Below are 19414 nucleotides of genomic sequence, written 5' to 3' on the forward strand. Positions count from 1 at the left end.
CGACATGGCAGAGCAGAGGCGCACCCGGCAGCCCAACGGAGCCTCGACCATCTACTTCGGCAAGGACGGCAAGTGGCACGGGCGGGTGACGGTCGGCGTCCGTGATGACGGCAAGCCCGACCGCCGCCACATCGAGCGCAAGACCAAGGCCGAGGTGACCAAGGCCGTCCGGGAGATGGAACGGGCGCGCGACGACAAGAAGCTCAGGAAGCCAGGGCAGAGTTGGACGCTCCAGGCCTGGCTCGACCACTGGGTCGAGAACATCGCCAAGCCGTACGTCTCCGAGAACACGTACGACGGCTACGAGGTCGACGTCCGCGTTCACCTGGTCCCCGGCCTGGGCGCTCACAAGCTCGACCGCCTGGAGCCCGAGCACCTCGAACGCTTCTACCGCAAGATGCAGGAGTCCGGGAGCTCCGCCGGCACCGCCCACCACGCGCACCGCACGATCCGGGTCGCTCTCGGTGAAGCGGTCCGACGCGGGCACGTCGTCACCAACGCGGCAGAGATCGCCAAGGCTCCTCGCCTCGAAGAAGAGGACATCGAGCCGTTCACGATCGAGGAGGTGCGGAGCCTCCTCGTCGAAGCGGCCAAGCTCCGCAACAGCGCGCGCTGGGTCGTCGCCCTGGCCCTCGGCCTCCGCCAAGGGGAAGCGCTCGGGCTCCACTGGGAAGACGTCGACCTGGACGCGGGGTACGTCCGCATCCGCAAGAACCGGCTGCGCCCCAAGTACGCGCACGGCTGCGACGGCGAGCCCTGCGGCCGTAAGGCGGGCTACTGCCCGAAGCGGCAGCAGACCCGACGCGAGCACAAGTCCACCAAGTCCCGGGCGGGACGGCGCACCATCGGACTGCCCGATCCGCTGATCAAGGTTCTCCGCCAGCACCAGGAAGCGCAGGAGCAGGAGCGCGGTGCGGCCGGACTCGACTGGGAGGGCAAGGGGTACGTCTTCGCCTCCCCGACCGGCGGGCCGCTGAGTCCCAACACCGACTTCCACGTCTGGAAGCGCCTGCTGCGGGATGCGGGCGTACGAGACGGCCGGCTGCACGACGCTCGCCACACCGCCGCGACCGTCCTCCTGATCCTCGGCGTCCCCGACGTCGTGATCGACTCGATCATGGGTTGGGAGCCCGGGGGAGCGGCGCGGATGCGAGCCCGCTACATGCATGTGACGGGGACCATACTGCGCAAGGTCGCTCAGCAGGTCGGAGAAGCACTCTGGGAACTGCCCGGCGCGGCCCGGGAAACCGACTGAGACGGAAACTGAGACGGACAACGTCGAAGGGCCCCACCGCGAACGGTGGGGCCCTTCGACATCGTGCCCGGTGAGGCACTGGCGGAGGATACGAGATTCGAACTCGTGAGGGGTTGCCCCCAACACGCTTTCCAATCAGGTCACCCAACGACCACGTTCACACTGCGACTACGACCAGTCTGACCAGCACGTTTGTCCTGGGTCAACAGAGACCAGGCACAACGCTGGCACACGAAGCGTCTCGCGTAGGAGCCAGACCTACATGGTCTGAGGAGCACATGGCATCACTGAAACGAGCTGCCGCAGTCACAGCGCGTCGAGCGGGTGCCTGTCTTGGCGGACTACCGATAGCCGTCTTTCCGGGGGGTAGTGCCTGGACCACTCCCGCCCACGCGAGACGGACCACCCCGCATCCACCACACACCTGTCCCACACCGCCCGTTGACAGTTCGTGCCCATCCCATTCCGTAGACGTGCGCCCCGATCCTCCGGCTCGGTTCTCCAAGCGTTGCGCCCTAGACCCCTATGGCTCAGACGCCCGCGTCTCACGACTCACCCGCTCATCCGCTGCGAGTCATCGAGCGACTACCGCACTGTCACTGCCGATCAACAAAAAAACTGTGATTCTAGGTAAGTTCTTTAACGCGTATCGAGAACATACTGAGGAACACAAAAAATATGTAGATCGGTTAGCTCAGCGCGGTACTCGCCAGTAGCCACGTGGCAAACGAAACGGCGAGCACTCACCCGCTCAGTGCCCGCCGTCTCCGCGTCTCGCTCGCGTTCGTCCTCACTCTCACGCGCGCTCACCCTCGCTCGCTAGATGTCCAGCTCCTCAGGCTCCACGTCTGCCAGGTCGTCTTCCTCCGGTTCCAGGTCCAGCGTTCCCTGGCCCGTCTGCACAGCCGACCCGCCCGGCTCTGCGTGAACTCCCTTGCCCCCGCTGCCGCTCTTTCCCTGTGTCGGCACGTAGTTGAGGAGGCGGATGCCCTTGAATATGCGCCCCTGGTTCTCTTCCTGGACATCGTGACCACTTGCCAGGAGGAGTTCCTTAACCCGCTTGGGCGTCCACTCGGTCGGCCCGCACTGGTTCGCCTCACGCCACGCCCTCAACAGGCGGTTGAACTCGGGCCGAGACGCCCGGCTATTCTCGTCGTACTCGAACAGCTCCCCGACCATTCCAGAGTCCAGAAGCTCATCCGATCCCTCCCGGTACTTCTCCGTGGCCTTGGACACGCTCTCGGCGTCCCTCAGACCCTCCGAGTAGTACCGCACAGCACCACGCACGACCCACGCGGCGATGCCCTCGGCTTCCTTGTCGCGGAACGTGTCCTTGAGCGTCCTGTCCTCACGGCCAGCGAACGAGACGGGGAAACGCACGGCCTTGACTCGTGACCACAGCGCCCAGTCATTCGCCGGGAACTTGGGCAGGTGGTTGGTGATCATCACCAGGGTGAACTTGGGGTCCATCTGGAACACGCCCTTGCGCAGGTGCCGCGCCTGGATGATGTCCCCACCCGTGTGGTTCTTGATCATTGCCGTGTTCATCTTCACCCCCTGCTTACCCTCATTGGCCACGATCACGTTGGCACTGCGGAGGGCGGCGATCTCCTCGTCATGAGGCTTGTGGTTCGCCCCCCGGTTCTCGTACATGGAGAACTCCACGGAGCGCACGAGGGTCATGCCGAACACGTTCTGGAGCGTGCGCATGATGAGGGTCTTACCGTTGCGCCCCTTCTCCCCGTAGAACACGACCAGGATGTGTTCCCGCGTCTCCCCGGTCACGCAGTAGCCCAAGAGGGTCTGGACGTACTGCTGGAGCTCCGCGTCATCCGGGAACACTTCCTCGATGAACTGGAGCCAGCGCGGGCAATCGGCCTGAGGGTTGTAGTCGACCTCGGCGCACCGGCTCAGCATGTCGTCGGGGCGGTGTGGCAGAAGTGCACCCGTGCGGAGATCCACGGTCCCATTGCGGAACGTCAGGAGGTGCCGCTTGGCGTCCATCACGTTCACGTTGGTGTGAAGCTCAGGCAGTACCGCCATCTCACCCACCACAGCCTTGCGGAAGTAGTGGTTCGTCAGCTTGCTGGCCGCGAGGGAACACCACGTGGCGTCACCCGGCGAGTCCGCACCACGCGCCATGAGGACTTGCTGAGCCTCGTTGATCGCCTGGTACGCCGCGCCGTCGTCGCCTGTCGGAGACCACACAACACCGTCCCACTTGAACCAGCCCACGTCCGTCACGTACCTGAGACCGTGGCCGCAGTGGTCGGCCACGAAGCGGGCGAAATTCAGGTGAGGCATCTTGCCCTCGGACAGATCCAACAACTTCTGTTGCTGGTCCCAGTAAGCGGTCCCAAACGACTTCTCGGAAGCCGCAGATATCGCGCTAGTCTCTTCCATGAGTGAGCGTCCTTTCTCGTTTCGTCGCGCAGGTGAGGACTCATCGGAGCGGTCCGCTATCCCGAGCGGGCCGCTCTGCTCATTCCCCTTGTCTTCCTCGGACTTCTGGCGACGGCCCGCTTTCCCGAACACCCTCACGATGTCGGCGGCGATCTGCGTATCCGTCCACTTGTCCTGAGCGGCCAGGCAGCCGAGGAACGGAGAGGACTCGTCATCGCCCACGAGCGAGTCATCCCCGAGAGCCACGCCCACCACTTCGGCCTCAGTCATGCCGAGTTCCAGCAGGCTCATCCAGAGACCACCGGCGAGCTTGTGGCGGCCGTCGTGGTTCCCAGCCTCGAACCGCTGGTTCGCCTTGACCACGAGTCGCTTGCCGCTCAGACCCTTCACCGTGCGGCCGTGGTGTCGCTCGAACGCGTCAGAAGCGCTTACGGCGCTCAGAACGGCGACAGACGCACGCTGATACTCGCTCGCACTCAGAAGCTCCGTACGGAGCGCTGAGACAGCGTCAGGGACGCTCACACGCTGACTCGCGTACGTCTCGACACACACGAGACGACCGATGCCGTCCGCGTCGCGGTTCTCCGGCTTCCAGTTCCGCGTGCCGGGCAGGCGCAGGATCACGCCCACGCTGGTCTTGCTGTCCGCGCCGAGCCGCTTGGTCAACGCCTGGTTGAGCTGTTCGACCTCGTGATGGGCGGGTGTGGAACTCCCAGCGTCCAGCGGCAAGTGCACGTGGTAGCGCGGCAGTTCCTTACCTCCGTGCTGTACCACACCGCCCGAGCGCACGAGGCAGGCGCCCAGTCCGCGAAGCCAGGCCAGAGTGCGAGCCGGAAGGGCGCTCTTGTCCACGTCGGCGTAGATGGTGCGAGGCACGCCGGCGTTCGCCGCCGACGGGTCACCCTTGGCGCTGCGAGGCACCGGGGTGAAGAACACTTCCCGGCCCGGCTTGTCCGACGCGGCCACAAGGACGCTGATGTTCTTGTCCGTCAGGCGGATGTGCCGGACGCGGCGGTTCTTCCAGTCCAGTTCGCCGTCATCCTGTCGGATGGCCACGACAACGGTGAACCAGAGATCCGCGTATTCCCCGCCATACAGCGTCTCCAGGAATTGCCGAATTCCCTTTTCCCGTGCCTCTTGAGAGCGTGCTACGCTCACGAGTGGTTCCTTTCTCATGGTGAGCGGTCGTCTCCCGCTCGTGTCTCTCGTGGTTCCTGAGAAGCCCCGTGCTGAATTCCGCGCAGCACGGGGCTTCCTGGTGGATTCAGATAAGGCCCATCTTCGCCAGAGCGGCTAGACGCCTAGCCGGGTCCTCGCGGGTATCCGTGGCGCGAGACTTACCCACTCTTGAGGACCAGTACGGGCGGCCGTAATGGACCTTCGCGGCGACACGCCCGTCACGTCTCGTGCACGGTTCGCCTCGCCCTGCCCCACACTTGGGACACTTGGACTTCTGGTGCTCGGGTTCCTGCATGACTCACCTCTCCTGGTTCGAGATGAGCCCTCACTCTCAGAGCGGATGTACTTCCGCGATGGCGTACGCCTCTTCGCCTTCCAGGTCGCTGATATCGGCCATGACGAACGTGTGGCCTCCCAGCTTCTGAAGGGCACGCATCCGCTCTCGCGCACCCTCGTCCATCGAGACCACCTCTTCCGCAATCCGCGTCTTCACGCGCGGATCCTTGCTGGCCTCGAACAGGAAGTCACCTATGCCGCTCACTGCTTGATCTCCTCGGGTACGGGGAGGAACTGGAACACAGCCACGGACTCACCCTCGACCTTGGCGCGCACACGGAACCCGTGCCGCTTTGCCCACTGTCGAGCGGCCATCAGGAAGGCATTGGGGTCCACGTCGAAATCCTCTCCGCGCGTGGCTACCCAAGCCTCGCCAGTAGCCCATGACGACCACGGGTACTTTGCGTTGCCCGGTGGCTTACTACGGGAATAGTCGAGCCTCGAATGGTCGACCTTGCCAGCCATAAAGGTTCCTCCTTTCTGCGCTGCTCTCGCTGACAACAACGACAGTACGCGTTTCTGAAAAGGCATGGGAAACATCAAGATTACCGGCGTGGATAACGTTTTGATCACGCTTCTGTGGCGTCATTGAGGCGGGTCAAAGTCGAGTTGTCGGCGGGCTCGAAAACGTGCCACGAGGAACTAGCTGGCTGCAAGCGTGGCCGGTTACTGGCCGGTAGGTACCCTCGGTCCGTGTATGCGCCACGTAACGCTGTGACCTGTGGGGACGCGCGCCCTGTGATATGTGCCACACCAGCCCGTACGCGTGAGCGCGTGCGTGACGTGCGCCGACTACAGAGCCGAACCGATCACAAAGAATCTGTGTTCTCTGGATAGTTCTCTAAGGCGTTTTAGAGGCTTACTCAGAATCACAGAAAATCTGTAAGAGTGCGGATCACGAGAACGCGCAGGGTGGTGTGGAAGAGTTTGCGTGCGCTGAGCGACGCGCTTACTACTGCGCTTCGCAGTACATTGTTAGGAGCGCGTGAACGCGTCTCTAGGCGCTTCTCAGTGCGTGCGTGTCTCTCACTGCACACGAGAGCGTCAGGGCGCCGTACGCGTCGATTCTGAGTGATTCCAACCCAAAGCCCCTGAGCGGGGAGGCTCAGGGGCTAGGGGCCATCAGTGCGGCTGATGTCGAGAACGCTACACGCTCAAAGTCCTACGTTCCAAAGGAAGTCATGCGGGCTGCCAGTAAAGGAACTTGCCTTCCCGCTCGCTCGTGATACGCCCCTCATTCTCCAGGGCGGATAGGTAGCGGGTAGCGGTTCGTTTGCTGTCGATGAGTTCCCGTACCACGTCCATGGAGATAGCCGGACTCTCTGACGGCACAACCTCAGCGAGTGCCGCGCGCCAAGTGATGTAGTCAGCAACCCGGTTCATCAGGCGGCGGTCCAGACGGTATTCATCTCGCACCTTCTTCGGAACCGATGCGGCCTTTACCTGGTCCACAGTTCCCATGCAGAAGGTGACCGCCCCTTCGGTGTTGCGCAGCTTGGCCACCATGCCATTGTCGAAGGCGTACGCGTACAGCTTGCGGCGGAATTGCTCGGGCGAGAGTTGGAACCGGTCTCTCACCTCTTCCACACCCACCGTGTGCAGTTCGCCGTCTGCCCACTTCTCGACAGCCTCACGGAAGAGAGCCCTCGGCGAGTTGGAATAACGCGGACGCTTGCGCGTTCCTGATCTATTAGCCGGGGCCACCACACAGAAGCTGGTAACCATGCCATCGGGAGCGGGAGTGATACGGGCTACGTTGAGGCCCCGTCGAATGGCATTGATGTGTAGGCGAGCCTCGAACTCGGGTGTGGCCATGCCGTAAGCATCGAGTTGCTGTGCCGACAGGGAGTGTGTCTCACCGCCCATGAAGTCCAGCCAAGACACCGGCTCTCGCGGTCCCTCAGCCAACGCGGCTAGTCCGCTTTCAGTCGCCCGATACCGCTCGGTCTTATGGTCGTACGAGACGTAACCGTCCCCGTCAAGGCCCATAAGAGCCCTACGGACGTTGGACTGCGTCGTAATGGAGTGCTCGTACAGGTCCTCAGACGAGAGCCCGTCGGCGTGCTTCTGGAGTTCTGCAACCACCCACGAGTCAAAGTCAGCTAGCCGTCTCATGGCTACGTCCCAATGCGGAAGTAGAGAACGCCGAGGCTTTTGTGAGCCATGTAGGCGCGGCCCCGACGACGGCAACACATGGACAGACGCTTACGGAACTGCGGAATGGTGATCCCGTGCCGTGCCTGGATCACCTCTGCCGTGAGCTGGTGAGTCTCGCCGTCCGCGTACTGGTCCCAGTCGATATCCCCGGACCTGAGCCTCTTGGTCGTCGTTCTCCCAGCCATGAACAGATCGAGACATGCCCTGGCCATGCTGGGGTCATCCGGGAAGAATTCCCGAGTGATGTCCTCGGCGGTCACGTTCTCGTGGTCGCGGATGAAGTCACGGACCCATCCCAGGAGTTCGGAGTCAAGCTCAGTCATGGTTCACCTCCCGCGGATTCGACAGCAGAAACGGGCTGGTGTGGAAGAGAAGGGAATGAGAACCTTCCACACCAGCCCGTCTGTTCCCGGTGACGGCTTCCGGGACTCCCGGCTCACTCACGAGGCCGGGTCTCCCGGACACCCAACGAACCGGGAGTTGAGAGGCTGGTGCGGGACGGCCCTCTGGATAGCCCCGGAGTCGGAGGGTCATTGACTCCTCGTCCCACACCAGCCCGCTTGTGTGTCAGGCCGCCGAGGAGATCGCCGACTTCACGCGGGTGACGGTGACGCCCTCCAGCTCGTTCGTGCCGGGGCTGGTCGGGTTGAGGACGACGCTCTCCGGGCCGGTCGCGGTGGACGCGCTGAGCTTGGCACGGCCCTGGTTGTAGAGGTCGAGGAAGACGGCCCGCCGACGCTGGGTGCCCAGCGCCATCAGGGAGTTGAAGTCCTGGAGGTTCATCGTGATGTTGGCCATTGCGGGGCCCCTTTCTACTGACGGCACGAGGGACGTGCACGCGTTCTACGCAGTTACATGGCCGATGCAGTCGGCCGGCTGTTGTTCAGGCGGTGGCGCGGATCTCGGCCAGGAGCTTCTGGAACTGGCGCTGTGCCCGCTCCTCGCGTCGCTCCTTGGTCGCGGCCGTGACGCGCTCTCGCAGGGCGGGCGTGGAGTTCGCCTCCATCTCCGCGCGGTTGTTCGCGGTCATCGCCTCGTGCACGGCGCGGCGCTCGGCCTGCTCCTTACGGCTCTGTGCGGCCATCTGGAGCTCCATGCGAGCGGTCGACTCCGGATGTGCCACACCCGCCGAGCGGAGCTCCGAGGCACGCTTACGGACGGCCCGCTCGTACTCGGCCTGACCCTGACGGTTGGCCTCGTGGACGTAGCTGTAGTCCGTGTCCCCGCGACCCTGGCGGGCCAGCGCGAGCGTGGTTGCGTCGACCTCGGGCGCCTTGACCTCGTAGCGGGTGGCGTCACCCCGCATGGCGGCCATGAGCTGTTCGGCTGTCGGCATGGCTATTCCATCTCCTCAAGGGCGGGTGTGGTAGATCCGTAGCCCTCTCGCACGTCTCGGATCATCTCGGCTAGCGCGGGGTCGAATGTGACCCACGGAGGCCGGGGCGGAAGTTGGTTCTTCTTGACGGCGGCGCGGTACGTCTCCACGTATTCGCGTCGGGTGCGGATCTGCTCATCCGAGAGTTTCCGCGTCTTGCATGGGCGGGGAGTTTCCCCGGCGCCGGATGCCCGAAGCATCTCGACCATCTCCAGGTCGAAACGGCTTACGCGGGATTCCGGGTTCATGGTGTCCGGGTACTTCTCGCAGGACGGGCCGTGTGTGAGGCAAACTTCCACACCAGCCTGAGCACGTTCCCGCAGAATCCGAGAGGACATGAGTGGCATTAATCGGCCCCCCATACCGGGTCAGGCTGGGTGTGGAGAAGCTGTAGAGCCTGCTCCATTTCCAGCGTGACCTTGGATGGCATGTCGAGACCGAGGAGCTTGGACTTCTTGGCCTTGAGGTCGGCAATGGTGCGGATGATGCTGTTTCGCTCCATGACGGTTTCGGCGTCTTGGAGGTTCCGGTACGACCGTCGAACCAGTTCGTCCAAACCGGCTTCGATGTCAAGCCGCATATCCGCCAGCGCGTCCTCTCCGAGGTTGCGCCGGGCACGGGCAATTCGCCGCCTGGCGACTTCTCGCGTGATGTTGAAGTGGCGGGAAATGGCTTGCAGGTTGTGACCCGCCAGCACGAGCCGGTAAACCTTCTCGGCTTCGCGGTCCCATTCTGCTTCCTGCTCAGGAGATCCAGGCACGGTACCTCCCCTCTCAATTCCTAGTCGATTCCGTCGCATTCGTTACCACAGATTGTGCACACAGTTGACAGAAAACGGCAAGGCGATGTATATGGCGCGCAAGTGTGGGGAGTTTCGGCGAATAGCAAATATCGCGGTTCGCTGCTTCTGGCCATCGCTTGATAACGACTCTCCATGGAATCCAGCGATAGCCCTTCGGACTGGGTGTCTCGCCTTGGGAGCGTCTGCCGTGTCAGCACGACGACGACCCGAGGAGCACACGATGACCAAGACCCGTTTCTCCCACGCACAGTGCGAGCACCCCTCTACGAAGGCCGCTCGCGCCAAGTGCCGTAAGGAGATGCGAGGCGAAGCCGTCGCAGCCAGCGCGCCGAAGCCGGTTGCCGTGACGCCGACCAAGAAGAAGGACCCGCGCAAGGTCGCTGCCGCCCCGAAGCCTGCTGCCGCCGTCGTCACCGTCGAGACGCCCGCCGACGAGAGCACCCCTGCCGTGCAGGTCGAGACGGCTCCCGGGACGCCTGCCGCTGCTGGTCCCGTCGAGATCACGCCCGACACCTGGCGCGACCACAAGGACGCCGCTGCGCTCGTCCACATCAACGGCGTTGCCGAGCCGTTCGCCGCCCAGTGCATCACCGGCTGGAGCATCAAGTTCCTCCAGTTCACTGACGCCGAGGGCAAGCGCCAGCGCATCCCCGCCAGCACGGTTGAGCGCGTGACCGTCTGACGTTCCACACCACCCAGCAGAGAGGCCCGGCACTCGTCAGAGTGGCCGGGCTCTCTCGTGGTCTGACCAGCCGAGACGTGCTCGCCGGCATAGCACCGAAGCTCTGAGAGCGCGTCTGGCGAGATCGGTTGCTGAGCGCGTGTCTTCTGTCGCTCTCGCTCTGCTGGGAGCCGAGAAGCGCGCTCACGCGCTCCTAACGCACAAGCGCGCGCGAGAGCGTAAGCGCAGACGCGCGACGAGATCACACGAGAGCCTGCCCGGCGCGCAGTTGGGTCGGCATAATCGCGCAGCATGGACGAGGGCGTGGCGGCCATATGGGCTGCGGGTATCGGCGTGGGCGGTGTGGTGATCACCGCCGCCATGGGTTTCTACCAGGCTCGCAAGGCTGCGGCAGCGCAGGTTGAGTCGGCTCTGGCTGGAGCGCGTGAACAGATCCAGGGGCAGCACCAGGCGGCGTTGTGGCAGGTACGACGCGATGCTTATGCCGCGTTCCTCGGGCAAATCGAGTCCGTGCGCATGAGCGTGGCGCACATGTTCGGCCTGTGTGCTGTAGCCATCGATATCTTGGGCGGGGCCCCCGGCCAACAGCCCGACCTAGCGACTGCGCGCAGCGAACTGACGGAGAGTTTCAAGACCCTGTGGATGCGTGAGTCAGCGCTACGCCTCGCTGTCGATGCCCAGGAAGCAGAACAGGCCGAGCACTTGATGCGCCTGGCCAGGCGTGCGGTTGAGCATGTGGGCGAGGTAGCCGAAGCCATCTGGGCCCGCCAGGACGTCGCTGGAGCACAGACCCGGCTGGAGATCTCCATGGAGGAACTGCGTGCCGGTGTGGAGGAGTGGGCGAGTAATGCCCGGCGCAAGCTGGAGACGGGCGGCCAGGGTCCTGCTATCGCCATCGGCTGAAGGCCGACAAGCGAGTTACGGCTACTGAGCTTGAGCCTTGCGGCACTCCTGGTCCAACACACGGACTACCTCTTGCGGGCCCAGCCGATCAATCTGAGCCTGGGCATCGTCGCGGTCGTACTGGGGGAGCGTTTCGTCCTTGGCCTTGGCCGTTAGCTCAGTCAATGCCTGGAAGTCGGTGACTGCGTTGGAGAGCTTGTCCCAGCGCCGATCTTCGCGTGCTGCGCGGGCGGCCCTGTTGGCTTCCTCGTTGAAGTCGTCGGCCACCTCAGTCCACTTCGCTGCGTCCCAGCCGTCCGTCCCGCTGTCCGAACTCTTGGAGGAGTCGTCGCGCGTGCCGCTCTCGTAGCCAAGGTTCGTGCACACCTGCTGAGCGTCGGTCAGGGCGGTATCTGTCTGGGACCCACACCCGACCAACGCCAGGCCTGCTGCGAGGGCCACGCCAAGTCTTCGGATACCCACCAAGATCCCCCCACCCATTGCCGCGCGCTCCCCAGCACGCTCGCGGCGCTACGCCGCGCTTGATGCGAGGAGAGTAACGGCCTCTGGCACGTCCGTGTACTCCTGTGAGTAGGAGCACCGACTGGGACTGGAACCTGCGTTTGCTGGCACACTGCGGCCTATGTCTCGTGACGATGCCTTCCGCACCACGGCGCCTCGGGCGCTGCGTGACCCTGACACCCTTCAAGCTCGGCTGAGTGCAGTGCGTACCGAGCCCACGGTGAAGCCACTGAACGACTGGGTGGAGACCCTGCGAGAGCGCCTGGGTGATGGCGAGTCTGTGCCATGGTTCGACCCTGCCTCCGGTGGCATACAGGCACGGAGTCTCTTCCTCCTGGAGGCACCCGGGCAGAAGTCCATGGGAGAAGAGGCCGCGCTACGCCGCACAGGGAGCGGAATCATCTCGGTCGACAACGACGACCAGACAGCACAGAACTGTTGGACGCTCCGTGCCGAGGCAGGGCTCCCCTACCGGGAGTCTCTGCACTGGAACGTGGTGCCGTGGTATCTCGGCACAGCCGACCGCATCGCGGCACCCGGGCGGACAGAGATACAACGCGCGGCACCGTTCCTGCACGAGGTGATCTCCATGCTTCCGGCGCTGGAGGTGGTCGTGCCGATGGGGCGCAAAGCTCAGGCCGGCTGGTCGGCTTACCAGGAGCGGTACGCACCGAACGTGCACACCCTTCCTACCTGGCACCCCAGCCCCCGTGTGTTCGCCTCTCGCCCCGCCGCGCGCCAAGAGGTCCTGCAAGTCCTTAAGGAAGCCGCCAGGCTTCTTGGCACTGCCTGACGCGGAGCAGACCAAACGCGAGAGCCCCACCTCGGTTTTGCTGAGGTGGGGCTCTCTGCTGTGCGCGCTGCCGCTACTTCTCGTCAGCGGGGTCGGGTGTCTCGTCGTACGGCGGGATACGTCCCGCTCGGCTCTCGCAGACGCGTAGGACGTCCGTCAGGCTCTCGATGAGCCGCGTGGCGATCCACCGAAGCTCGGGAGCCGTGAGGTTCGCCGTGTCCTCGACCATCGGCTTGGCAAGAGACCTGATCACGTTTGCCGTCTCGATCTGCTGTGCCTCCATGCGGTCAGCCATGAGGGAGAGATGAGTGGCCGTGCCGTCCGTGACTAGGTGAGCGGGCTTGCCGTCGTGGCTCCACGGCAGGAGGCGGAGATGCCTGATGTTTGGCATTTGAGGCTCGGGCTGGGTGCTCATGCTGCCGCCTCCTGGTGGTAAATGCCGTGGGCGCGTTCGTAGGCGACGAGATACGGGCGGATCAGTGGCACGTCCTCGCCCCGCAGGAACTCGGGCGAACGGGGAGAGCGGAGCCGGGGAAGAGATTGGGTGGGACGTTCCACACCCCCCGGGTGGGTGTGCTGTGTCGGCGCAGCCTGTGAGGCGGCTCGCCGCTTGCCGGTCGATGGCATGAGCCACGAGAGGATGAGGCCCAGTACAGTTCGCACGTCGGTCACTCCTTGGGTGATCGGCCATGCCCCCGGACAGTTCGCCCTGTCGCGGGGGTCCTTCCATGCCCACCCCGAGGGGTGGGCATGGTCTTCTGTTGTGTCCTGCGTCACGAGCTTACGCGCTATCGCGAAACCGCACTACCGCACTAGCGCGATAGCTGGATGACGCGTAACCGCGCAGGCTTGGGATATGGACCTTGATCGCTCGGTGCCCGTCTGGCCTCAGGTAGCGGATGAGCTGCGGAGACGGCTCGACGCTGGGCGCTACCCGGTTGGTGAGCGGTTCCCCGGCACGGTGGACATCGCCGCCGAGTTCGACGTGAGCCAGTCCACGGCACAGAAGGCGGTGGCCGCTCTCAGCCTCGCTGTTTCGCTTCGGGTGGCTGAGCTGGTCTGGTGGCGGTCGACCGATGATTTCGGTCGCTGGTCGGCCGGTGAGTATGGCGAAGGCCCGACGCTCGGGCCGGGTTCTCCAAGGTCTTTCGGGTCGTGGGCGGTCTGGGGTTTGCTGGTCAGCCGGCGGGACGGGGCAGTGAGGCGAGGCGGTGGAAAGCCGTGGCGAGTTCGTGTCTCCACGGCCAGGTCGCCGATATCCGCAGGCGTAGTCGCCGGCCGCCGCGGGTGAGGCGGGCGGCGACGTGCAGGAGTCGGTGGCGGAGCTTCTTCGGCTCGGCGGTGGCCATCTCCCCGTCCAGCAGCAGGAGGCACGTCCAGGCCAGCAAGTCGATCGCGGTGAGACTGAGTTCGAGCCAGACGGCGTTGACACCGAAGTCGCGGGAGGGGAAACGGCCGAACCCGGTGGTCTTGCCGCACCGGATGCGGTCCTCGACGGTGGCATGCCCGCGGTGGCGGACCTCGAGGAACTGGGCCGAACCACCACCGGGATAGGGAGTGTCGGTGAGGAAGACCTGGTGGCGCAGTCCCTCGTCCAGGTCGAACAGCGACAGCTGTGCTCCTGGGTGTGGCCGCTCGCGGCGCACGATGATGCGGGTGCCGGCCGGGTAGCCGCCCAGATCGACCATGCCGGTCAGCTCGGCGACTTCGGTGCCATCACGCAGTGTCCCGTCCTGGTCCAGGGCGGGATGCCAGAGGCGGTCGGGCATGGCCCGGATGGCGCGGCGGATCGGCTCGGTGATGGCGTATCCGACCGAGAAGAAGGTACGGATTCCTCGTTTGCGCAGGTCACGGACGTGAGCGAGGAAGGCTTTCGCGGATCCGGCGCTATCGGTGCGGACCAGGATGTCGGTGCCGTGCCGGTGGGCATCGGGGATCTGCGCGAGTGCCTGGTCGAGGACCGCAATGTGATCGGCGGCAGTGTTGGCTCCGGAGTTCCCGGGCCGCAGCTGCCCGGACAGCGCCTCGCCGGTGTTGGCCAGGAAGCACACCAGCGGGTGGAACCCGAAACCGCCCTTGTAGGTGGGCGCGGCCGCCTCCTTTTCCGAGTGGCAGGCCACCAGCGTGGCGTCGAGGTCCAGGACCAGGCCGGGCAGCACACGACCCGCGGCCCGGGCAGCGGGTATGCCCTCACCGTTCTCGGCGGCCTGCAGCCAAGCGACCTCCCGAGCCGAAGCGCGGGCCGAACGCAGCGAAGCAAGTGCCTGCTCGTCCATGTCGGCGAGCAGCCGCCAGGCCGTCGGTGTCGAGGCAACCGAGCCGAACACTTCGGCCTGGTCCCGCAGTACGGCCAGGTCCGCAAACGCCTCGCCGCCGTCGGCGAGCATCACCGCCAGGTCGGTGGTGATTCGTCCTGGATCGTGTCCGGTCCCGCGTGGCCGCAACGGCCTGAGCGCGGTGGAGTACGCGGCGGTCAGCCCCGTGGCATCGGCAAGATCCGCCAGCAACCGTGTCCCGGCACGACCGACCACCCCCGAACCATCGGCACTGACATAGATCTTGGGACGCAACCCGATACCCTGCACGTAGAAAGTGCCCTCCGCCTGGACCGACAGAACCCCTCAGCAAGGTTCATCGTTCCAGGTCAGGAAGGCACTTTCGCGTTTTCGCCTCGGCAGCCACCAACCCCAAGCGAAACAGTGAGGTCAGGGCAGAGGGGCGGCTGTACACGATCCTGGGTCAAGGCTCGTTCGTGAAGGGCGACGAGTAGCAGCAGCGCCGTAGGCGAGGCGGGCGAGCCGACGACTGACGGGGCGGTGTGGAACATGGTCAGTACCTGTCGCCCAGGGCGTGCACCGCGTCTACCGCTCGGCGTGAGGCCATGTCCGCGCCGTAGCGTCGGAGCATCGCGGGAGACTTCCACCCGCGCACGGCCATGATGTGCTCGCCCGAGACTCCCGCCGCCTTGAGGTCGTCGGCCCAGGTGTGACAGAAGGAGTGGGGCGAGACGTGCGCCGGGTCGTAGCCCGCTGCCGTGGCGATCTTCTTCACGAGACGGTGAAGACCCTGGTAGCCCAGCTCTCCACGGTTGCGCGTGCCCAGCCACAGCCACTCGACGTGATCGGGTGAGTTCGGGTTGGCCATGCGGTGCAGTGCTCGCACGCGGAGATAGCGGGTCAGTGCCTTGACCGTCTTGGGCTGGAGCGGGATGACGCGGCCGTCCAGAGAGTTCCTGTCCATCTTGATCGGGACGACGACCAGGGTGCCGTTCGGGAGATCCAGGTCGTTGGTTCGAAGGTTCAGCAACTCGTCCGAGCGCAGGCCCTCAGTCAAGGTGCGAAGGATCGCGTGGTTCCTCACCGTCTCGAAGTCTCGGACCTTGGGTGAGCCGTTGCCCGTGGCTGCGAGGCAGTCAGTGATGAACTCCTCGGACAGTGTCTTGGGCTTGCCCATCGGAGGCGTGGCGTAGCGCTGGAGCTTGGGGTCGTCGTACGGGTTCGGGTGGTCGTACTCCTCGGCCAGGTAGAGGAAGAGCGCCCGGAGGTTGCGTTGCGTCGTGCTGGTCCCGCCTGTGTATCCGCCTTTCCCGTCCTGGCTCTTGGGCACGTCGTGCTCCGTGTAGTACCAGCGGAAGTAGCGGTTCAGCGTGGCGGTGTCCACGTCGGTGAACGACTGCACTCCCACACCCACCGTGTTGATCTGCGGAGATCGGGTCAGCCAGTGGTGGAGCTGTGTTGCCGCGTACTTGTACGCGTTGACCGTGCGCCGCTGGAAGGGGCGACCGTGCTTGTTCGTCGTGGTCGAGAGGTGTAGCTCAAGCTCTGCGATCGTTGCGAGACGTACGTCCTCAGCGCTCCTGACGCTGCGCACAGGCGCCGCTGAGAGCGTGCGTGTGCTCTCGCTCGATCGTGCTGTGTCGGCGCTCCTGACGCGCTGCTGTGCGCGCAGTGGGTTCCGTGCTGCGGTCACTCTCTGGCTCCTCGTGACAGGGAGCTAGACGAGTCCGAGTTACCGAAGCGTCTCGCCTAGCTCCGCCGGGTTGCGGAGCCGCAGTGAGAAGCAAAGAGGCCCTGATCCGCGTTGTCGCAGATCAGGGCCACTATGGCGGAGGATACGAGATTCGAACTCGTGAGGGGTTGCCCCCAACACGCTTTCCAAGCGTGCGCCCTAGGCCTCTAGGCGAATCCTCCGCCGGAAACATTACATGACCGAGAGGAGTGCTCGCGAACTCGTTCCCGCAGGCCGGCATCAGGTAGGCTGTGCGAAGCCCCTCACGCGGCGCTATCTGACTGAACTCCCCCAGGGCCGGAAGGCAGCAAGGGTAGGTCGGCTCTGGCGGGTGCGTGGGGGGCGCTTGCGTTTCCCGCCCGGCCCCACCCCGCCCGCCCCGCCCCACCGCGTCCCCGGTGCGGGATCGGTCCGCCGCCGGTGCCGCCACCCGCGCTCGGGCCGCTTTCCGGGGCGGGACCGGTTGTCGGTGGGCGCCTATAACCTCGTATGCGTGTCGTCTCTCGCGTTGTACCGCCGCTATCGCCCGGAGTCGTTCGCCGAGGTCATCGGGCAGGAGCATGTCACCGACCCGTTGCAGCAGGCGCTGCGGAACAACCGGGTCAATCACGCGTACCTGTTCAGCGGTCCGCGCGGCTGCGGCAAGACGACCAGCGCCCGCATCCTCGCCCGCTGTCTGAACTGCGAGCAGGGCCCCACCCCCACCCCGTGCGGGGAGTGCGACTCCTGCCGGGACCTCGCACGCAACGGGCCCGGCTCGATCGACGTCATCGAGATCGACGCGGCTTCGCACGGCGGTGTGGACGACGCCCGTGACCTGCGGGAGAAGGCCTTCTTCGGGCCCGCCCGCAGCCGGTACAAGATCTACATCATCGACGAGGCCCACATGGTCACGTCGGCCGGTTTCAACGCCCTGCTCAAGGTCGTCGAGGAGCCGCCGGAGCACCTCAAGTTCATCTTCGCCACGACCGAGCCCGAGAAGGTCATCGGCACGATCCGGTCGCGGACCCACCACTACCCCTTCCGTCTGGTGCCCCCCGGCACCCTCCGGGACTACCTCGGCGAGGTGTGCCGGCAGGAGGACATCCCCGTCGAGGACGGCGTGCTGCCGCTCGTCGTGCGGTCCGGGGCCGGGTCCGTGCGTGACTCGATGTCCGTCATGGACCAGCTGCTCGCGGGCGCCGGTTCGGACGGTGTGACGTACGCCATGGCCACCTCGCTGCTCGGGTACACCGAGGGTTCGCTGCTCGACTCCGTCGTCGAGGCCTTCGCGACCGGTGACGGAGCAGCCGCCTTCGAGGTCGTGGACCGCGTGATCGAAGGGGGCAACGATCCCCGGCGGTTCGTCGCCGACCTGCTGGAGCGGCTGCGGGACCTGGTGATCCTCGCCGCCGTCCCGGACGCGGTCGACAAGGGACTGATCGACGCCCCGGCCGACGTGCTGGAGCGCATGCTGGCGCAGGCGGGCACCTTCGGGCCGGCGGAGCTGAGCCGTGCGGCCGACCTGGTCAACGACGGGCTGACCGAGATGCGCGGCGCCACCTCGCCGCGCCTCCAGCTGGAGCTGATCTGCGCGCGCGTGCTGCTGCCCGCGGCGTACGGGGACGAGCGGTCGCTGATGGCCCGCCTCGACCGCCTGGAGCGCGGGGTGAACTTCTCGGCGGGCGCCGGTACGCCCGCCATGGCGTACGTGCCCGGACCCGAGACGCACGGGGGAGCCGCCGGTGCGGCGGTCATGCCGGGCGGCGGGGTCGCCGCCGCGCGCGCAGCCGTGCGGGGTACGCAGGGATCGCCGGCCCCCTCGGACCCGGCGACCGGTGTCCCGTCCGCCGCTCCGCGGCAGGGCGCGGCCGAGAGCGGCGTTCCGGGCGGGCCGGTCGTGCCCGGGGACCAGCGCGCCACCACGCCGCAGGGCGCTCCGACCGGCCAGGACCTGCCCACCGGACCCGGACCCGGACCCGGACCTGGTTCCGGACCCGCTCCCGCTCCCGCCGTCGGCGAGACGGCCCACCCCTCGCCGCCCACTCCGGCCGCCGCCCCGGCACCGGACTCCGCTTCCGCCCCCGCCGCCCCGGCGCCCGGCGCCTGGCCCACCGCCGCCCTCGCGGGCGGTGCCGCGCGACGCCCCGGCGGCTGGCCCACCGCGGCTCCCGCGGGCGGCGGCCGATCCGCGCCGCCCCCCGGGCCCACCGCTCCCGGCGCGCCCCCCGCGCCTTCCGTCCCCGCCTCACCGCCGCCCGCCACCACGGCTCCCGCGCCGCCGTCGCCGGGCGGTGGACTCGACCCGCGCGCACTCTGGCCCAACATCCTGGAGGCGGTGAAGAACCGCCGCCGGTTCACCTGGATCCTGCTCAGCCAGAACGCCCAGGTCGTCGGTTTCGACGGCACCACCCTCCAACTCGGCTTCGTCAACGTCGGCGCCCGCGACAACTTCGTGAGCAGCGGCAGCGAGGACGTGCTGCGCCAGGCGCTGACCGAGCAGTTCAACGTGCACTGGAAGATCGAGGCGGTCGTCGACCCGTCCGGCGGCTCGGCCCCGCCGCCCCCGGGCGGCCCGGGCGGCGGTGCGCCCGGTGGTTTCGCCGGCGGACCGGGGGGCTCCGGCTCCGGCGGTCACGGCGGTGGCGCCACGGGCGGTTACGGCGGCCAGCCCGCCGGTGGTTACGGCGGCGGAAGCGCCGCGGGCGCGGCCCCGCAGCGACCCGCGGCCTCGCAGTCGGCGGCGTCCGCGGCCTCGTCCCCGTCGGCCCGCGCGTCGGCTCCCGCCGCCCCGCCGGCCGACATTCCGGAGCCGCCACCGGTCTCCATCGAGGACGACATCCCCGAGGACGACGACCCCGACCTCGACGAGTCGGCCCTGTCCGGCCAGGAGCTGATCGTGCGGGAGCTGGGCGCGACGGTCGTGGAGGAGATCTCCAACGACTAGTGCCGCGGCACTAGCGCGGGCCGGTCCGGAACGGCGGCCCGTCCCGGACGAACAGATGACCTCCCGGCGAGGCTTCCCGGCGAGGCTTCCCGAC

General features: G+C 66.2%; 18 protein-coding genes, 1 tRNA gene and 1 other RNA gene. 7 read left to right on the top strand and 13 right to left on the bottom strand.

Annotated features, from left to right (window positions below; all coding sequences use genetic code 11):
• The first annotated feature begins 4 nt into the window (after positions 1 to 4).
• Positions 5 to 1255, top strand: a complete 1251-nt coding sequence (locus DN051_RS20620; RefSeq protein ID WP_053757698.1) for a tyrosine-type recombinase/integrase — start codon at positions 5 to 7, stop codon at positions 1253 to 1255.
• Positions 1256 to 2074: 819 nt separating this feature from the next.
• Here the strand turns inward: DN051_RS20620 and DN051_RS20625 are convergent.
• The 8 genes from DN051_RS20625 to DN051_RS45125 all read right to left on the bottom strand — a co-directional run bounded on the left by DN051_RS20625 (position 2075) and on the right by DN051_RS45125 (position 9465).
• Positions 2075 to 4816, bottom strand: a complete 2742-nt coding sequence (locus DN051_RS20625) for a DNA primase family protein (RefSeq protein ID WP_162624961.1) — start codon at positions 4814 to 4816, stop codon at positions 2075 to 2077.
• A gap of 352 nt (positions 4817 to 5168) precedes the next feature.
• A complete protein-coding gene (locus DN051_RS20630) occupies positions 5169 to 5378 on the bottom strand; it encodes a hypothetical protein (RefSeq protein ID WP_112439261.1) in 210 nt (69 codons plus the stop codon).
• Positions 5375 to 5638 (bottom strand): hypothetical protein, encoded by a 264-nt coding sequence (locus DN051_RS45120; protein ID WP_162624962.1) that lies wholly within the window; start codon positions 5636 to 5638, stop codon positions 5375 to 5377. The genes DN051_RS20630 and DN051_RS45120 overlap by 4 nt, the downstream gene beginning before the upstream one ends.
• A 714-nt stretch (positions 5639 to 6352) precedes the next feature.
• Positions 6353 to 7057, bottom strand: coding sequence for a hypothetical protein (locus DN051_RS20635; RefSeq protein WP_162624963.1), 705 nt, complete (start codon positions 7055 to 7057; stop codon positions 6353 to 6355).
• 233 nt (positions 7058 to 7290) lie between these two features.
• Complete coding sequence (locus DN051_RS20640; RefSeq protein WP_112439263.1) at positions 7291 to 7653, bottom strand: hypothetical protein; 363 nt, start codon at positions 7651 to 7653, stop codon at positions 7291 to 7293.
• Between the two features lie 244 nt (positions 7654 to 7897).
• Entirely contained in the window at positions 7898 to 8128 is a 231-nt protein-coding gene (locus DN051_RS20645) for a hypothetical protein (protein WP_112439264.1), read from the bottom strand.
• Positions 8129 to 8213: 85 nt separating this feature from the next.
• The gene (locus DN051_RS20650; RefSeq protein WP_112439265.1) at positions 8214 to 8666 is read right to left on the bottom strand and encodes a hypothetical protein; all 453 of its coding nucleotides are present in this window, start codon (positions 8664 to 8666) and stop codon (positions 8214 to 8216) included.
• Between the two features lie 385 nt (positions 8667 to 9051).
• Positions 9052 to 9465, bottom strand: a complete 414-nt coding sequence (locus DN051_RS45125; RefSeq protein ID WP_162624964.1) for a hypothetical protein — start codon at positions 9463 to 9465, stop codon at positions 9052 to 9054.
• 262 nt (positions 9466 to 9727) lie between these two features.
• On the opposite strand from DN051_RS45125, the gene DN051_RS20665 reads away from it, so the two are divergent.
• Together DN051_RS20665 and DN051_RS20670 are read left to right on the top strand one after the other, a co-directional pair.
• The gene (locus tag DN051_RS20665; protein WP_162624965.1) at positions 9728 to 10189 is read left to right on the top strand and encodes a hypothetical protein; all 462 of its coding nucleotides are present in this window, start codon (positions 9728 to 9730) and stop codon (positions 10187 to 10189) included.
• Positions 10190 to 10480: 291 nt separating this feature from the next.
• Positions 10481 to 11092 (top strand): hypothetical protein, encoded by a 612-nt coding sequence (locus DN051_RS20670; protein WP_162624966.1) that lies wholly within the window; start codon positions 10481 to 10483, stop codon positions 11090 to 11092.
• 21 nt (positions 11093 to 11113) lie between these two features.
• Here the strand turns inward: DN051_RS20670 and DN051_RS20675 are convergent, their stop codons facing one another.
• Complete coding sequence (locus DN051_RS20675; RefSeq protein ID WP_162624967.1) at positions 11114 to 11458, bottom strand: hypothetical protein; 345 nt, start codon at positions 11456 to 11458, stop codon at positions 11114 to 11116.
• A gap of 355 nt (positions 11459 to 11813) precedes the next feature.
• Here DN051_RS20675 and DN051_RS20680 point away from each other — a divergent pair, with 355 nt between their 5' ends.
• Complete coding sequence (locus DN051_RS20680; protein WP_162624968.1) at positions 11814 to 12386, top strand: uracil-DNA glycosylase; 573 nt, start codon at positions 11814 to 11816, stop codon at positions 12384 to 12386.
• A gap of 73 nt (positions 12387 to 12459) precedes the next feature.
• On the opposite strand, the gene DN051_RS20685 is transcribed toward DN051_RS20680, so the two are convergent.
• Entirely contained in the window at positions 12460 to 12801 is a 342-nt protein-coding gene (locus DN051_RS20685; protein ID WP_246040644.1) for a hypothetical protein, read from the bottom strand.
• A gap of 441 nt (positions 12802 to 13242) precedes the next feature.
• Here DN051_RS20685 and DN051_RS46585 point away from each other — a divergent pair, with 441 nt between their 5' ends.
• Positions 13243 to 13677, top strand: coding sequence for a GntR family transcriptional regulator (locus DN051_RS46585; RefSeq protein WP_246040645.1), 435 nt, complete (start codon positions 13243 to 13245; stop codon positions 13675 to 13677).
• On the opposite strand, the gene DN051_RS20695 is transcribed toward DN051_RS46585, so the two are convergent.
• The 3 genes from DN051_RS20695 to DN051_RS20705 form a co-directional block, all read right to left on the bottom strand.
• The gene (locus DN051_RS20695) at positions 13565 to 15001 is read right to left on the bottom strand and encodes an IS1380 family transposase (protein WP_425471787.1); all 1437 of its coding nucleotides are present in this window, start codon (positions 14999 to 15001) and stop codon (positions 13565 to 13567) included. The two genes, DN051_RS46585 and DN051_RS20695, sit on opposite strands and share 113 nt — an antisense overlap.
• Before the next feature lie 214 nt (positions 15002 to 15215).
• Positions 15216 to 16355: a tyrosine-type recombinase/integrase gene (locus tag DN051_RS20700; protein WP_162624969.1), complete on the bottom strand. Its 1140-nt coding sequence runs from the start codon at positions 16353 to 16355 to the stop codon at positions 15216 to 15218.
• A gap of 133 nt (positions 16356 to 16488) precedes the next feature.
• Positions 16489 to 16576 (bottom strand) — tRNA-Ser (locus tag DN051_RS20705).
• Between the two features lie 72 nt (positions 16577 to 16648).
• Here DN051_RS20705 and ffs point away from each other — a divergent pair.
• Together ffs and DN051_RS20715 are read left to right on the top strand one after the other, a co-directional pair.
• Positions 16649 to 16747, top strand: an RNA gene (ffs, locus tag DN051_RS20710) — signal recognition particle sRNA small type.
• A 140-nt stretch (positions 16748 to 16887) separates the two neighbouring features.
• The gene (locus DN051_RS20715; protein ID WP_112439273.1) at positions 16888 to 19320 is read left to right on the top strand and encodes a DNA polymerase III subunit gamma and tau; all 2433 of its coding nucleotides are present in this window, start codon (positions 16888 to 16890) and stop codon (positions 19318 to 19320) included.
• Positions 19321 to 19414 lie beyond the last annotated feature (94 nt).

Source organism: Streptomyces cadmiisoli, from assembly GCF_003261055.1.
Classification (GTDB): Bacteria; Actinomycetota; Actinomycetes; order Streptomycetales; family Streptomycetaceae; genus Streptomyces; species Streptomyces cadmiisoli.

Coding starts and splice junctions, on each gene's coding strand:
- DN051_RS20620 (WP_053757698.1), top strand. CDS start 5: ATGGCAGAGCAGAGGCGCACCCGGCAGCCCAACGGAGCCTCGACCATC.
- DN051_RS45120 (WP_162624962.1), bottom strand. CDS start 5,638: ATGGCTGGCAAGGTCGACCATTCGAGGCTCGACTATTCCCGTAGTAAG.
- DN051_RS20640 (WP_112439263.1), bottom strand. CDS start 7,653: ATGACTGAGCTTGACTCCGAACTCCTGGGATGGGTCCGTGACTTCATC.
- DN051_RS20645 (WP_112439264.1), bottom strand. CDS start 8,128: ATGGCCAACATCACGATGAACCTCCAGGACTTCAACTCCCTGATGGCG.
- DN051_RS20650 (WP_112439265.1), bottom strand. CDS start 8,666: ATGCCGACAGCCGAACAGCTCATGGCCGCCATGCGGGGTGACGCCACC.
- DN051_RS20665 (WP_162624965.1), top strand. CDS start 9,728: ATGACCAAGACCCGTTTCTCCCACGCACAGTGCGAGCACCCCTCTACG.
- DN051_RS20670 (WP_162624966.1), top strand. CDS start 10,481: ATGGACGAGGGCGTGGCGGCCATATGGGCTGCGGGTATCGGCGTGGGC.
- DN051_RS20685 (WP_246040644.1), bottom strand. CDS start 12,801: ATGAGCACCCAGCCCGAGCCTCAAATGCCAAACATCAGGCATCTCCGC.
- DN051_RS46585 (WP_246040645.1), top strand. CDS start 13,243: ATGGACCTTGATCGCTCGGTGCCCGTCTGGCCTCAGGTAGCGGATGAG.